Origin of the sequence: Novipirellula caenicola (assembly GCF_039545035.1) — a bacterium.
Lineage (GTDB): Bacteria > Planctomycetota > Planctomycetia > Pirellulales > Pirellulaceae > Novipirellula > Novipirellula caenicola.
Map to the genome: position 1 here is coordinate 436997 of NZ_BAABRO010000005.1, position 15007 is coordinate 452003.

The 15007-nt window shown below is 53.7% G+C and carries 10 protein-coding genes; 4 read left to right on the forward strand and 6 right to left on the reverse strand.

Translation table 11 applies throughout. From position 1 onward, the window contains the following. Positions 1–150 precede the first annotated feature (150 nt). The gene (locus tag ABEA92_RS13375) at positions 151–1890 is read left to right on the forward strand and encodes a sugar phosphorylase (RefSeq protein WP_345684331.1); all 1740 of its coding nucleotides are present in this window, start codon (positions 151–153) and stop codon (positions 1888–1890) included. Between the two features lie 729 nt (positions 1891–2619). Here the strand turns inward: ABEA92_RS13375 and ABEA92_RS13380 are convergent. Beyond that, positions 2620–2988: a hypothetical protein gene (locus ABEA92_RS13380; RefSeq protein ID WP_345684332.1), complete on the reverse strand. Its 369-nt coding sequence runs from the start codon at positions 2986–2988 to the stop codon at positions 2620–2622. After that, positions 2985–4127, reverse strand: a complete 1143-nt coding sequence (locus ABEA92_RS13385) for a hypothetical protein (protein WP_345684333.1) — start codon at positions 4125–4127, stop codon at positions 2985–2987. Before ABEA92_RS13385 ends, ABEA92_RS13380 begins: the two co-directional genes overlap by 4 nt. A gap of 1280 nt (positions 4128–5407) precedes the next feature. On the opposite strand from ABEA92_RS13385, the gene ABEA92_RS13390 reads away from it, so the two are divergent. Continuing rightward, positions 5408–6460, forward strand: coding sequence for a DUF1559 family PulG-like putative transporter (locus ABEA92_RS13390; protein WP_345684334.1), 1053 nt, complete (start codon positions 5408–5410; stop codon positions 6458–6460). 63 nt (positions 6461–6523) lie between these two features. Continuing rightward, positions 6524–6937 carry a carboxypeptidase-like regulatory domain-containing protein gene (locus ABEA92_RS13395; RefSeq protein WP_345684335.1) on the forward strand — a complete coding sequence of 138 codons (414 nt, stop codon included), beginning with the start codon at positions 6524–6526 and terminating at the stop codon, positions 6935–6937. Positions 6938–7014: 77 nt separating this feature from the next. On the opposite strand, the gene ABEA92_RS13400 is transcribed toward ABEA92_RS13395, so the two are convergent. Both ABEA92_RS13400 and ABEA92_RS13405 read right to left on the reverse strand, forming a co-directional pair. After that, positions 7015–8196 (reverse strand): phosphorylase family protein, encoded by a 1182-nt coding sequence (locus tag ABEA92_RS13400; RefSeq protein ID WP_345684336.1) that lies wholly within the window; start codon positions 8194–8196, stop codon positions 7015–7017. A 247-nt stretch (positions 8197–8443) separates the two neighbouring features. Next, a complete protein-coding gene (locus ABEA92_RS13405; RefSeq protein WP_345684337.1) occupies positions 8444–8686 on the reverse strand; it encodes an OST-HTH/LOTUS domain-containing protein in 243 nt (80 codons plus the stop codon). Positions 8687–9440: 754 nt separating this feature from the next. On the opposite strand from ABEA92_RS13405, the gene ABEA92_RS13410 reads away from it, so the two are divergent. After that, on the forward strand, positions 9441–11621 hold the full coding sequence (locus ABEA92_RS13410) for a S9 family peptidase (RefSeq protein WP_345684338.1): 2181 nt from the start codon (positions 9441–9443) through the stop codon (positions 11619–11621). A 45-nt stretch (positions 11622–11666) separates the two neighbouring features. On the opposite strand, the gene ABEA92_RS13415 is transcribed toward ABEA92_RS13410, so the two are convergent. Both ABEA92_RS13415 and ABEA92_RS13420 read right to left on the reverse strand, forming a co-directional pair. Then, positions 11667–12905, reverse strand: a complete 1239-nt coding sequence (locus ABEA92_RS13415) for an SHD1 domain-containing protein (RefSeq protein WP_345684339.1) — start codon at positions 12903–12905, stop codon at positions 11667–11669. Next, the gene (locus ABEA92_RS13420) at positions 12902–14962 is read right to left on the reverse strand and encodes a S1C family serine protease (protein WP_345684340.1); all 2061 of its coding nucleotides are present in this window, start codon (positions 14960–14962) and stop codon (positions 12902–12904) included. The genes ABEA92_RS13415 and ABEA92_RS13420 overlap by 4 nt, the downstream gene beginning before the upstream one ends. Between the last annotated feature and the right edge of the window lie 45 nt (positions 14963–15007).

Below are 15007 nucleotides of genomic sequence, written 5' to 3' on the forward strand. Positions count from 1 at the left end.
AACCCGCGCCGGCACAGCCGATGAGCTCATGTCGGCTTGGCTGAGGTGTCCATGCCGGCTAGGCGGATAAGTCGGTCTGCAATGCCGATTCGCGACCCCCAAACGAACCTCAATACGACTTCGAACGTTTCGCATCCAACGATTGTTGCCATGGATCCTTCTGAAAACGACGACTCCGCCGTCCATTCTCAGCTTTGCCAACACCTGCGTTTTCTGTATCCCAATGCCGACACCGAGCGATTAGCGGATCAGGTGATTGCGATCTTTGATGATTTCAATTCACAGACGCCGCTTCCGCTGCATCAATTGTGGTCACAAGAGGATTGTTTGCTGATCACATACGGGGATTCGATCATCGACCGCGATACCGTTCCGCTGGAAACGCTTCAGCAGTTTCTAACGGAGCATTTGAAGGATTCCGTCTCTGCCGTTCACGTTTTGCCATTTTGTCCGTTCAGCTCTGACGACGGCTTTGCCGTGATTGACTACAACGAGGTCAATCCCAAGCTTGGCGACTGGTCCCAGATCTCGCAAATCTCGCAGCGTTATCGCTTGATGGCCGATATCGTGATCAACCATGTCTCTTCGCAAAGTCAATGGTTCCAAAATTACTGCGCCGGGGTCGAGCCGGGGGCGAGCTATTTCATGGAAGCCAATGTCGGTGACGATCTGTCCGCGGTGGTCCGACCGCGGGCTTCACCCCTGTTGCGGCCAACCGAAACCGCCAGCGGTCTAAAACATGTTTGGTGCACCTTTAGCCACGATCAGATCGATCTCGATTTCCGCAACCCTCAGGTGTTGATGGAATTCTTGAAGATCATTCGGCTGTATCTGCAGAACGGCGTCAGCATCTTTCGTTTGGATGCGGTTGGGTTTCTGTGGAAAGAACCCGGAACGAACTGCATGCACCTGCCTCAGACGCATGAGGTTGTCAAGCTGATCCGTACGCTCACCGATGCGTTCGCGCCGGGAACATGGTTGATCACCGAAACCAACGTGCCGAACCACGAGAACTTGACGTACTTCGGTAACCGCAACGAAGCTCATGTGATCTACAACTTCAGCCTCGCTCCGCTGCTGGTCCATGCACTGTTGACCGGCAAAACCGAGTACCTGAAGCGATGGATGATGAGTATGCCGCCGGCCCCGGTCGGTTGTACCTATCTGAATTTCACCGCTTCACACGATGGAATCGGCATGCGACCGGCCGAGGGTTTGTTGTCGGACGAAGAGCAATTACAGCTTGTCGAGACCGTCGGTCGTTTTGGAGGCCGAATCTCGACGCGTCGCACCGCCGACGGTGGCCAACGGGTCTACGAACTGAACGTCGCGTTGTTTGATGCACTCAAGGGGACGATTGATGGCGAAGACGAATGGCAAGTCGAGCGTTTCCTCTGTTCCCAAACCGTGATGATGGGATTGGAGGGCATTCCCGCGTTCTACATTCACAGTTTGTTAGCGACGGCGAATGACCAAGCGGGGGTCGAGGCAACGCAGCACAACCGCAGCATCAATCGGCACAAGTGGGATTGGCAGGAACTGCAGCAGCGACTCGGCGATGAGTCATCGGTTCATCACCAGGTCTTCGGAGAGCTGACTCGCCGCATGCAACTGCGTCGTCGGCACGCTCCGTTCCACCCCAACGCGACGCAGTTCACGCTGCAGTTAAGCGATGCCTTTTTTGCGTTTTGGCGTCAAAGCACCGACCGCAGCCAGAGCATTTTCTGTGTGCACAACATGACCAACACGACTCAGGAACTGCGGCTATCGGATCTGAATTTGATTTCCACCGACGCCTGGTACGACGCGATCTCAGGCCGCCGCTTCGACGAGCAAACCACGGTCTTGGAAGTGACTCCGTATCAATCGCTGTGGATCACCAACCGATAGACGTAGCGGGCTACGAACTTCACATCGATCGTAGTTCAATCTCGTAGGCAAGGCAGTGAGGAACCTTTCTAACCACGCTTAGATTTCTACAGAACCTTCGATTGTTCTCAACGAGAAGACATTTAGATCAATCGCCATTCGCCACAGCCGGTTTGAGTGCTAGCGATTTCCGGACTGAGTCGCATAAGCTGCTCACGAAGCTGTAATTCGACGAAAACGATTGCAGTCTAACGAGGGAACTGCGGCCCCTAGGGGACCGCAATTGTCAGCAATGCCGCGTCTTCCGTAGGTACATACTGCGATTGGGCTTGCATAGCATTGCCATCAATTTAATGAGCGTAAGTTGCCCCATCGACACGTCTGGTTATGATGCAGCATTGGCCACTTTACTAACAATAGATGGCAATTAGTGGAAACACATGAAAGGTCGCCCCTATTTCGACGGTCGGCCGCGTTTGAGTAATTCGATCACAGAATTGTATATCAGTGACGAGCTAACGGTCCTCGCAGGTGTTGCGGAACCGTGCATCAGAGCCAATCAGCGTCTCCCGGTTGACCGTTTGATGGGGCAACTCCGGGTTCGTTGGTGGTCTGCGGCTTGGCGGCGTTTGTCTTTGCAGTGCTCGCGGATCGCTTTGCCCAACAACTCCTAAAAAGAGTTGTCGCTCAGCTCACGGCATCCTAAGGTCGGTCTAAAATTAATCACGACGATTGGAGGCGGATCGCACGTTATGGCTGAAACAACCACCCTCGCGTTTCAGCGTGAGATTTGAGTTTTTTTGATCGCTTTTCGATTTGCTTGCGTCCGTGCTCGGAAAAATCAATCAGCACGTGTTCGGGGAACGGTTCGGGATCAGGAACAACCCTCAAATCTAAGTCTTCGCATTCGCTGACGCTCACTCCCAAGGCACCGTCGGAAGCATGACCGAGCGTTTCGGTGTAGTGCTTCCACGCGGCCTTGGCATCGATCTGGTCACCATCATAGGTTGAAAGCTTGTCTTCATCTTTCGGCGTTGGACGAAAGGCCTGTGAAGTGACCCTGCCTTCTTGAATAAAGGACGGATGGATCTGCCGAATTAAAGTCGTTGAAGGATTCACTCGCCTGAATCTCCAGATACGAGCGAAGTTAATTGATCGGCTAGCCACTTCCAACCGTCAAGCGATGATAAATCGATTTCACGTTCGCTCTCTTCGTCACTACTCTGGTTCAATGCATGCCAATACGCCGACTTCGATTTCAGGTCGATATCGAGCGTCGCCTCCCACCGATCGAGACTCCATTCCGCCTGTACGCCGCCTTCGCCCGTAGGATACAAATAAGGAGCGGGCAAGCGGTCGGAGTAGTTTGTCTCGAATTGATCGGTCAACCATTCCAACTCATCGACTTTCGGTGCAACGCCTTTGCCTTCCAGCCATCCATTGTCCAGAGAAGTAAATTCTTCCAGCCGTGCGCCGACGTCCATTGAGTCGAGCAAGCTAATGTGTTCAATGGATTCAAGACCGTCCAATCGGCTGCGGCGATTGTATCGACCAACACCTTCAATCATCACCCGAACTCCCTGACGGAAGCGTTGGAAGGCATCTAAGATCGTTTCGCGGTGTTCGGATTGGATCGGTGCATCAATAATGCGACCATCGATCAGTTGTAATTGGAATCGGTCCTTCCGCTGATCTGCCTCGCAAACACTTCCCCGCAGCGTGACTTCCTCGGTAAAGCCTTGAACGGAAGACGCCGCCAGCGTTAAGTAGCGACGAGTCGCTCGGTTGATTCGTGCCGGACGCTTGGTATCCGGATAGTTCAACTCCAATGCTTCACTGTCACGTAGGCTGCGTCCGATTCGATCGAAATAGGCTAAATGACTGTCTTGCAAGATCCCAGCCACCGAACGCTGGTGGTGAGCTTGGTCGATCGCGGTCACTATTGACTCTTTCGCTTTTGCGAAGTACTCCCGATGGTCGACCGGAAAGAGGGTGCCAGTCACTGACGAAACGCACAACACGATTTTAGGGATGGCACTTCCATCGCCGATCTCGGTAACCTTCAACGAAACTTCTTCTGCGAATCCTTTCGGAATTCGCTTCCGTTGCGGGTTTTCATTTCGATAGTGCCATTTCGCAACCTCGACAAGCAATTCCTCCAGAGCAGATAAGTCTTTCAAGACCTCAAGCGGAATCGAGTGCCCGTCAAAACGGTCACCGACGAGGCGAGGACTCAGAAAGTCAATGTTTTCGGTCATGGAATTGCGTGCCGCTAAACGATACGGCGAGGGAAAAGCCAAATAGCTGCCAAGTTTTACGTTTATTGTATTCAAATAGTTCATCAAGAGATATGTCACTCAATGTTCAGCAAAAATGAGAATGTCGACGTTTGTCTGCGCCGTCGGAATCCGTAGCCCCGGCGGTGTGAACATGGCTACTTCCAAACTGTCAAACAATCAGAGTCGGCCAGTGGGATGGCGTATACGATTTGAGCAGGCGCTTTTCGATATCTGATAGGCGTTGTTGCACTGCATTGATTTCAAGCGGGGTCGAATTTTGCTATCAAATCAGCGAGGTTCGCTTCATGAGTTTCGGCTTGTTCGTCGTAGCGGTTTGCTTTGTTCCTGAACGGCGTCGCCTTAGCTTTCTCTTAGTTTCGGTGTGCCCATTGCCGCATTTTTCTGTGCCCTCGGAGATTAACGCTCGAGTGTGGTCGGCCGCGCTGAGTTCTTCGATGACCAGTCTGGACACCTTGCGAAAGCAGCGACCGTCATCGTGTACCCTTCGGGACGACAAGTCGCAGCGTTGGAGCTTAGGAACGGATCGATAACTAAGTTCTTCACCTCGGTGCTGTAGTAGTGAAAGATGCACTGGTCATCCGAAGTTGTGCGTGTCAGCATCAATAATCCGGTTTAGGTTTAATGCATCGATCTAGAGATCGACATCACACTCGAATTCGCTGAATAGTTTTACTTGCTGTCGGTTGTTGCATATTTCTGTTTTGCGATGATCGCGGACTTCCGTCGCTAGGTTTGTCGTGTCCTCTGCACCTGCCGTTGGATCGGGATGATCAATGTCGGGGAGTTCAAGGTAAACCTCCGTGTCTTCGTTTAGGCTGCAAAGGAGATTGTGGAATCCATCCGCGAAGCGTTTCGGTGCGGGCTACCAGTCCCTCGTCTCGGCATCGGCAAGTCAGCGATTAACTATTCCAATAGGACGTTGAATTTTCTCATGCGGCCTGTCGCCCGTTCAGCTTGTGATGCCCTATTCCAACGGTATTTCTACGGTTCCATGCGGCCAGGCTCCCAATTAGACGCATTGAAGGCCGAAATCGAAGGCCGAGTCGCAAGAAATTGCAATGATTTGCCACGAAATTCTGCGAGTTAAAGGGTGCGGAATCCTCCCTTTTCGTGCAACCATTTTTCGATTGCGTTGTTGCATAGGTCTGAATCAGAAGCTATAGACTATAGTCTATGGAGAATGAAATTCCCGTAGCTTTCGTTTGCTGTCATTTTTTTGTCTGCTTAAAGAGGCTCTTGTGAACACTAAAAAGACGATTCGCAATGGATTCACGCTGGTTGAATTATTGGTGGTTATCGCAATTATCGGTGTCTTGGTCGGATTGCTGCTTCCCGCCGTACAAGCGGCCCGTGAAGCGGCTCGCCGGATGCAGTGTTCCAACCATCTAAAACAGATTGGATTGGGGCTACACAATTATCACTCGACCTACCAAAGCCTTCCGCCGGGCTACATTCGCTATCCCAAGCCCACCGCCCATGCGGGACCGTCGTTCAATAACAACACACGATCGCAGTGGGCGTGGGGCGCATTTTTGCTGCCACAGCTCGAAGAGGGAGCGCTGTTTGATGAATTGCGGGTCGGCCAGATTCCGCTTTCCACCGCGCTGACCGCCGATGGCAGCATTCTTGACAAAACCGAGGTCATCAAGAACTCGGTCGCGACGTTTGTTTGCCCCTCCGACGACGGTCCCATGGTGCACATTTCGAACCAACTGTATGCCCCCGGAGGTCCTTGGATTACCGCGGTAGCAAAGTCGAATTACTTGGGTGTTAACACGACGCGGCGATGGCACTCGGGCGGCCGATTGACCGGACCCGATCAAGGCGAATTCAGTCAATGGACCATTCCACCCGGTCCGACCACCGCTCCCAATGGAGTCTTTCTACGCGACAAAGCGATCAAATTCCGTGATGTTTTGGATGGTTTAAGTAACACCATCGCGGTGTCCGAGCGAGTTTACAGCCAGGGCACTCCGACGCGTGTGATTGATTGCTACGCCGGTATCTTCGTGGGAACGGATTCCGGCAACGAGCAATTGACGATCCGAAAAACCTTCGGCGGCTTTTCGGCACCCATCAATTCGATTTCAGGAACCGAGTGCCAATATGGTTTTTCCAGCCATCACCCCGGTGGGATCATGACGCTGTTTGCGGATGGAAGTGTCCATTTCATCACCGACTCGATCGAACACATTCGATTCACGACCACCAACAATCGAGATGTCGACAGCGTGCTGGAAAAACTCGGGTCGCGTAACGATCGTCTTGTCATCGACGAAGACGCCTTCTAAATCGGCCGGGCGACCATGGTTTGTATTGATAAGTTTTCAAACGTTGCAGTGGATCAAGAGTTGATGAAAAATCGAAATTGGAATGGGTTATGGATTGGATGCTTGTCCGCTTTGTTGGTCGGATGCGGCGGTGGACCTGAGCTAAGTGACGTCGAGGGAGTGGTCACGGTCAACGGGAAACCGGCTGCGAACGTGGAAATCACTTTTCAACCCACCAGTGGCGGACGCGCTTCGGTCGGGATGACCGACGAAGCGGGTGAGTATGAATTGATCTACAGTCCGTCGGCAACCGGAGCGATCCCGGGGCCTCACACCGTCACGATCGCTGCGGTCGAGGGAGTGCTGGCGCCGGAGGACACTTCGACTGGATCAGAAATGTTAGAAGGGCCTGATAGCGGCGTCAGCGAGTTTGCTGGGGTGCAAAAGAGCGTTACGGTCGAGTCGGGCAGCAATACCATCGACGTCAGCTTTCCTTGAGTCGACGTGAAACTCGCGTACATGCCAATCGCCAGCCATTAGGCCCCAACCACAACTAGCTTGCTGCCGAGGGCGGATCACTCGGTGCCGGGGCCGCCGAGCAGCGGTTCGCCTGGAGCTCGAATTTCAGTGTTGGGCAAACCCTCTGGATGTTCTTGTTTGATGATCCGGATGGCCTCCATCGCGACGGACAAATGATGTTTCTTTGTCTCGTTGTAAAACGCGACCGCTTCACCGGGTAGTTTTGGCTTTCCGTGCAGCGGTTTGTCCGACACGCACAGCAGCGTGGCGTGGGGAATCCGATAGCGAAACCCATTCGCGGCGACGGTTGCCGATTCCATGTCGACCGCAATACTGCGGCTGACCCGCAAATGTTCTTTGGTCCTCCGCAGCATCAATTCCCAGTTTCGGTCAGCGGTCGTATAGACCGCCCCAATTCGATAACGCAGTCCTCGTTGATCCAGTACTTGGGCGAGTGCGCGATTGAGCAGAAAACTGGGAATGATTGGCACCGATGGAGGCAACAATTCATCGAGCAAGTAGTCGGCCCGCATGTAGCCTGTTGCCAAAACAAAGTCACCGATCTCTTGGTGGTTACGCACTCCGGCGCAGTGCCCCACCATCAACATCGCGTCGGGTCGAAGTACCGCCAAGTGGTCGGTCAGGTTCTTGGCGTTCGATGGCCCGACACCAATATTGACGATGCTGATACCTTGATTGCCGACATCACGATGATGCAACGCAGGCATCTGCACATTGGCTCGTGAGGATCCAACGCAATAGGGAAACTGCTCGACGAACGCATCCATGTGCATCTGGTAGTTCGTCAACAAGACAAAACGCTGGAAATCCTCTGCCCGGGTCCCGGTGTAGTGTTCCAGACGTTCGATTGACAATTCACAACGCTCGGGTCCAAACAGGAACACTTTTTTGGCGGTCAGATCGAATTCCGATTCGTCAATCATCTCCAATAGTGTTGGCGAGTTAAGATCGACACGCGGCCGAGACTGGGTGATCGTGATCTCGGCTCCGAGCCGGGCTAATTTGAGCAGTTCTCGGCGGAGGTACCAACGCAGCGCACTGGGACGCGCAATTTTGCCCGACAATTCGGGATTGTGTTTGGACCAATGTCGAACCACATTGACTTTGGAATAAAACCCATTGTCGTACGTCGCTTCCATCCGCTCGCACGCCAAGTCGATTTGGCAACGCAATTCGTCTGCAGAAAGAGTCGGATCAATTTTAAATGGTTCACTCATACACCCCAGTTTGATGGATCGCCGTGCAAAGCAAAAGCCCTTCGCAGTTAAGCCACCGGGACGAATAAAATTTCCTGGGGACCAACTTTGGTACTAGCCGGGTGGTTTTCGTAGCGGCGCGGTGCGAGCCGCCCGGTCAAGATCGAACGTTTTACTCGCTGCAACCGGACGGGGCCCCACGCCGCACCGCTACCAAAGTCAATGACATTGACCGATAGGTTCTGGCGCTACAGGTACTCAAGCACGCTCAGCTCTTGTTTTGCCGTAATTGCACCCGGGGATGGCCAGGTTGTCTGCGATTTTCGACTTTGAATAGATCGATCGCCGCGAACAAGTCAATGTGTTTTGCATAACCGAGATCGCGATGATTGAACTCTCCCTGTCCGGAAAGATGAGAACCGACTTGCCCGAGTGAGGCCCAACCGCCCTCTCCAGTTTTCTCCTTTACCGCCGTTCGTAGCAGGTTGATCAGTGTAGTGTTCTTTTTCATCGTGGTGCCAGGAGTTCGCGTCGGCGTCTGCTTTGTCTGGGTCTGCTTGGACTGAGTCTGCTTCGGTTTGGTGGTGTCGTTCTTGTCCAAGTAGACATGTCCATCGCGTCGATCAATAGCGGCATATCGGTCACGTTTTTTCCTCGGACTCAACCATTTGTTTGATCGACACTCGACCGCAGCCGCCACCGCCCGACGGGACCCCGGCTCGGGATCGTCCGGCCGTATTTGCGAATTGTTCTCGGTTAGGAATGACAGTTAGAAAAGCGTCTGCCACGGCACCGGATGGGGTACGCGGAAGGGGCGCAGTGGCCTGTTCAGAGATCGTAAATCGGTGGGTCGGTGATAGACGCCGATACCGCGAGGGCTCGCAGACAATGAAGTGAACGAAAGAGCCATGGCGTGCAGTGCACATCCAGATTGACAATATTTCCAATCGACCGAACTGTGCGCAGTTTCTTGATGCGATAACGCATTGATCCTATTTTCGCGGCCGAATTGAAACTAAAACATGAGGCTGTCGGTTTCCGTTTCAATTTCTAGCGCGATTTCCAGCATCAGTGACCATCGAGGCACTCGTAGGATGAATGTGATTTCACAGCACACGACAAAGCGATGTCTTTGTATTGCGGGTCGTATACTTGCAACACTCTTGGCCGTTAGCATGTTCGCGGCCAGCGGGCAACAGAGTGCCCGTTCACAATCGCCAGCTTCGCTCTCACCCGATCATCCCACAGGTAAACCAAACGTCGAGATGTCTACATTATCACTGGATCGAATCTTTGGCTCGGATGAGTTATCAGCGGACCACCTGCCCGATCTCGTTTGGAGCAAACGGTCCGACACCTACTTCACGCTTGAGAAATCATCGGAGGTCGAAGGGGGCGTCGATGTGGTTCAAGTCGACACGGCCCATGGCACAAAACAAACGGTTGTGCCCGCGAAGGCTTTGATTCCAAGCGATCGTGAAGCCCCTCTTGCGATCGATGGTTTTCAGTTTTCCAGCGATGAATCGAAGCTGTTGATCTTTACCAATAGCAAGCGGGTGTGGCGGCGGAATACGCGAGGCGATTATTGGGTGTTTGATGTCGCAACCCAGAAACTGAAGCAACTCGGTGGGGACGCAGCACCCTCGACGTTGATGTTCGCGAAATTTTCTCCCGAGAATCTTCGCGTTTCCTACGTTTGCAATAACAACCTGTATGTTCAGGACATAGACAGTCTGCAAATCGCGCAACTGACCGACGACGGATCCGCCGAGACGATCAATGGCACCTCGGATTGGGTCAACGAAGAAGAATTGGCGATCCGCGATGCTTACCGCTGGAGTCCTGATGGGACAGCGATTGCGTTTTGGCAATTCGACACCACGGGTGTCGGACGGTTTCATTTGATCGATAACACTCGCGGCATCTACCCACAAATCACCACGTTTCCGTATCCCAAAGTCGGCGAGAAAAATTCGGCCACACGATTGGGAGTCGTTCGCATTGACAGCGGAAACATCACTTGGCTTGATGTGCCTGGGGACGCTCGCGAACACTATCTGCCGCAAATGGAATGGACGCCCGCGGGTGACCAGATTTTGCTGCAGCAGATGAATCGCCTGCAAAACACCAATCGTGTGATGCTCGCCAATCCCGAAAATGGCAAGACACAAACCGTCTTTACCGACACGGACGAAACCTGGTTAGAAAACGAAAACCCGGTGCGGTGGATCGACGACGGCAACGCATTTGTCTGGCTCAGCGAACGCGATGGATGGCGACATGCTTATCGCGTCAGCCGTGATGGAACACAAGTAACCAAGATCACCGCCGGCGATTACGACGTGCTCGAAATCGAGGCGATCGATGCAAAAGCGGGTTGGCTTTACTTCGCGGCCTCGCCTGATAACCCGACCCAGCGTTATCTGTACCGAGTCAAGTTGGATGGTTCGGATCTGACGCAATTGTCGCCACAAGATCAACAAGGGTGGCACACCTACGCGATCTCTGATGATGGTCAATGGGCCGTGCATACCTATTCGACATTCAACACGCCGCCGGTGGTCAAGCTGATTCGGCTCGACGACCACAGCGTGGTTCGCGTGCTGAGCGACAATGCCAAACTGCGAGAGCGACTCGCTGAACTGAACACCCCGACATCGGAGTTCTTTCGTGTCGATATCGGCGACGGGCTGCAGTTGGATGCATGGTGTCTGAAGCCGCCACAATTGGATGAAACCAAAAAGTACCCACTGTTGGTTCACGTCTACGGCGAACCGCACGGTCAAACCGTCAAAGATGTGTGGCAAGGGGCACGTGGTCTTTGGCACGCGATGTTGGCACAGCAAGGCTATGTCGTTGTCAGTATCGACAATCGCGGAACCCGATCGCCACGCGGTCGCGAATGGCGAAAATGCATCTATCGAAAGATCGGCGTGATTGCGCCGGAGGAGCAGGCCGCGGCGGTACGAGCGTTGTTGGCCAAGTGGAGTTATTTGGATCCCAAGCGTGTCGGAGTATGGGGCTGGAGCGGCGGAGGAAGCATGAGTCTGAATGCGATTTTCCGTTATCCCGATCTGTACAGCACCGCCATCGCGGTCGCCCCCAATGCGAATCAATTGCTTTATGATTCCATCTATCAAGAGCGATACATGGGGTTACCTGATGACAATGCCGAGAACTACCGGCTCGGTTCGCCGCTGACCTATGCAAGTCAGCTGGAAGGGAACTTGTTGATCGTCCATGGGACCGGAGATGACAACGGCCACTATCAAGGAACCGAGTATTTGATCAACGAATTGATCGCCAATAACAAGCAGTTTTCGGTGATGCCCTATCCTGGACGCTCTCACGCGATCAACGAGGGAACGAATACGGTTCGGCATTTCTACTCGGTCCTGACCCACTACTTCAACGAACACCTCGCTGCTGCTGGCTCGGACGATTAGAGGTCACGCCGCTCCACAATCCGCTCGTCGTTGATGGCAAAGCGATCAACGACGTTGGGGCAGCCGGAAGACTTCGACGAGCTTTCCGATCGGGCCGCCTATGGCTGCGAAGTGGATGCCGTCGGGTGAGAAGGCGACGTACTTGACATAGCCACTGTCGCCCATTGTGAACTCTTGTAACATCGCTCCTGTTTCGGCATCCCACAGCTTGATGTTTTCACGGCCACCGCTAATCAGACGGTTGCCATCGGGTGAAAACGCGGCGGACCACAAGGTTTCATTTCCTTTCCCGGTGGCCGACTGCGCGCCGGTCTGAGGTTGGAAGTAATGAATGTCGTAAATGCGACCGGTCGCGATCAAGCTGCCATCGGGCGAGACCGCAGCGAATTGGCCACTGCCACGCGAAAGCGACATCTGCTGAAGGATGTTGGCAGTGGCAATGTCGATCACTGCCGCAACGCGGCCGTCGCTCACCATGGCATGGCCGCCATGACGACTGAAGCGGGCTGCGGCACCCGAGTTAAACGCGAAGTCGCTGTATCGTGCCAACACTTTGCCCGTATCCAACTGCCAAAGACAAGCGACCGATGGTGCATGAATCGTCAGGACGTGTTGATTGTCGGGCGACACGACGATCGATTTGATCTCGCCTTGGTAGATCGAAAACTGTTTCTCAGGGGTCAATTGGCCGTCGTCCCCAAACTGCCATACCAAGACGTTGCCATCGTGTGATCCCGCCATCAGACGTTTTCCATCAGGCGTCAATGTCAAACTCGATCGCATTCCACTGTCGATCTCGTATTCCGTTTTGGTCGACGCATTGATGTCCATCACGACAATGTTGTTACTGCCCAACGTGACCAAATACGCTCCGTCACTGGAAAAGGCCAACCCCTTGTAGCCCCAACGGTCTGAACGAAATTGGCGAATCGAACCCGAGGCGGACGGTGTCTCGACTTCGATTGTGGCCATCGTCGGGCTCGTTGGTGCCGAGGGCTGCGATGATGCGTTTTCCGTTAGAAATGGTTTGACCTGCGTTTCGTACTTTGGCATTGCGGCAAGGTACGCGAGATCCTTGATGCTCAATCGCTGCAGCGGAACCGCACTGACGGTGCCATCGGATTTTTCCAGATAGGCTTTTCCTTGGCGAACTGTTACCAATTCGGCTTCGACATGCGATTTGCCAGTGCGGTCGGTCCACGTTCGTCCAAGCACCGTCGGGCAAACGGCAAACGCGAGCAAGATGGTAAGGGAAACGATACGGATCATTCGGGCGACCGTCATTTGTTTGGATCAAACTTATTCAAATTGGGTGACTCGGGGACCGCTTTGACACTCTTAACTTCGATTTCGTTTGCGGCCGCAGTCGATGTCGGCGGCGACGATGCAAACCCCGCATGTTCTAATGTTCTGGCTTTTTCCCGGATCCGATTTTGCTCGCGTTCTTTCCTGGCCAAACGCTCTTTTTCTAGCGCTGACGGATCGACGAGCCGATAGTTCAACGTAATCGGGATCCTTGCGGTGATGTTGTCCTGATTCACCGTGATCGTCACGCGGTAATGCATGTTCAACATCCGGCCTGCCGTTGGATCAAACGTGCCTTTCCCGTGCCCTGTGATGCTCAGCGGTGGCTGATCTTTCGATTCGCCCTCGACCTTGAGTGAATAGGATTTCTCGAGCTCGATCCCATCCGCGGAAGGTTTGCCGAGCGTGACGGTTGTCGATTCGGTACCCAACATCCATTTGGACGTCTTCTCGGGCGGAGATGGCTGGCGATTCCAAGGTAGACGCCGCTGCGATGAAAAGCTTTCGAAACCATAGCGGTCCAGCGTAGATCCCGAAGCGTGACTTTGCTGCGGAGGAATCAAGATCCTGTGCCGAGAGACCGTGCGTCCAGGCGCTGCATCGGGTAATACTTCGATCCCAATCTGGCTGCTCCCGCCCAACATCGCCGGCATCATGCCTTGCGAGTCGTCGCTAAAAAGTTCACCCGATGCATTGACTCGGAACTTTCCGGAGAATTGTTCATCACGCGGCAATCCCGTCGAAAAATTTCCCGCATTTGGCGGACGCGATTCGTACACGTAACCCGAATACTCCATCGCACGTGGCGGCTCGATCCCGACGCCACCCGAGCCAACGGTGACTTTTAAAAGCACTGCTGCGGGACTGACCCGATCGATCACATCGGCGGCAGACATCGCAGCGGATTGATCCTCGACCACGATCGGAATGCCTAACTGCTTGGCAAGCTGGATCACCTTGCTCGATGGGATTGCGAAACCGACTTCAGAAATGCCGGCCCCCGCCAACAGCGAATTGGTGACGCCGACGATGCGACCTGTGTCATCCACGAGCGGTCCACCGCTGTTTCCTGGGTTTACCGTGGCATCGATCTGAAACCCGTCCACTCCATCGGGTCCGCCCCTTCCGGACACCTCTCCCCTGGTGACTTTGATCGACTCGCCCAAGACGTCGGACAACGGATAGCCAATCGCGCGGACCTCTTGGCCTAAACGGACTTGATCCGAATCGGCAAACGTCAAAAAGGGAAGCCCGGTTTGCTCGAGTCGAAGCACCGCCAAATCATTTTCGAAATCAAACTTGATCACGTTGGCGTTGAATTTTGTATCTTCCATCACCGCTTCGATGCGAGTTGCACCTTTGACGACGTGGGCGCAGGTCACGACGATGCCTTGCGGATGAATCAGAAATCCGCTGCCAGTCCCTTGGTTGGTCTGAGCGTCGGCGCTGAATTCTGTGGAAGACTTGTCCGTTGTCTGGATCGTATTGCGACCTCGATACTTGATTTTCCGCGATCCCAGTTCAGCTTCGATGTCAAAGTCGTAAACTAACGACTCGATGGATTCCCAAGCGTACTTGATCGGCGATTTGGTCGATCCGAGTGTTTTAGGAACCTCAGGTCCCAGCGGTGGAAGATCCGCAATCAACCGGACCGGCGCCACAGCGGAGCTAGAACCGTCGTCATCAAGCTCGTTTTTGCGATCACTTTCAACATCCATTTCCTGCTGCGGATTGGCTGTCGATTCGGCTGCCTGTTCGGCGGCCATCGGGATGACCGTCACGTTTGTCTCGGTCGCGGCATCGTGATGGTTCTGCGGCTCCGAGACGATCGAATGTTCTGGATGCGGAAGATCCGCTGATGGCGGTGGATTCTCGGCGACAACAAACACGCTGTGATAAAGTTTCCAAGCCGCGAAGGAGGCCACGCTGGCGACGAGCACCAACACCAGCAGGAAACCAGCAACGACAAGAATCAAAACCCCCGTTTGCTCTTTGCGATGGGTGTCCTTCGTCATGCTTGGTGTCTCGGTTTTCATGTTTCGGATTGAATTGCAATCTGCAATGGCCCGTCTGCAAGAATA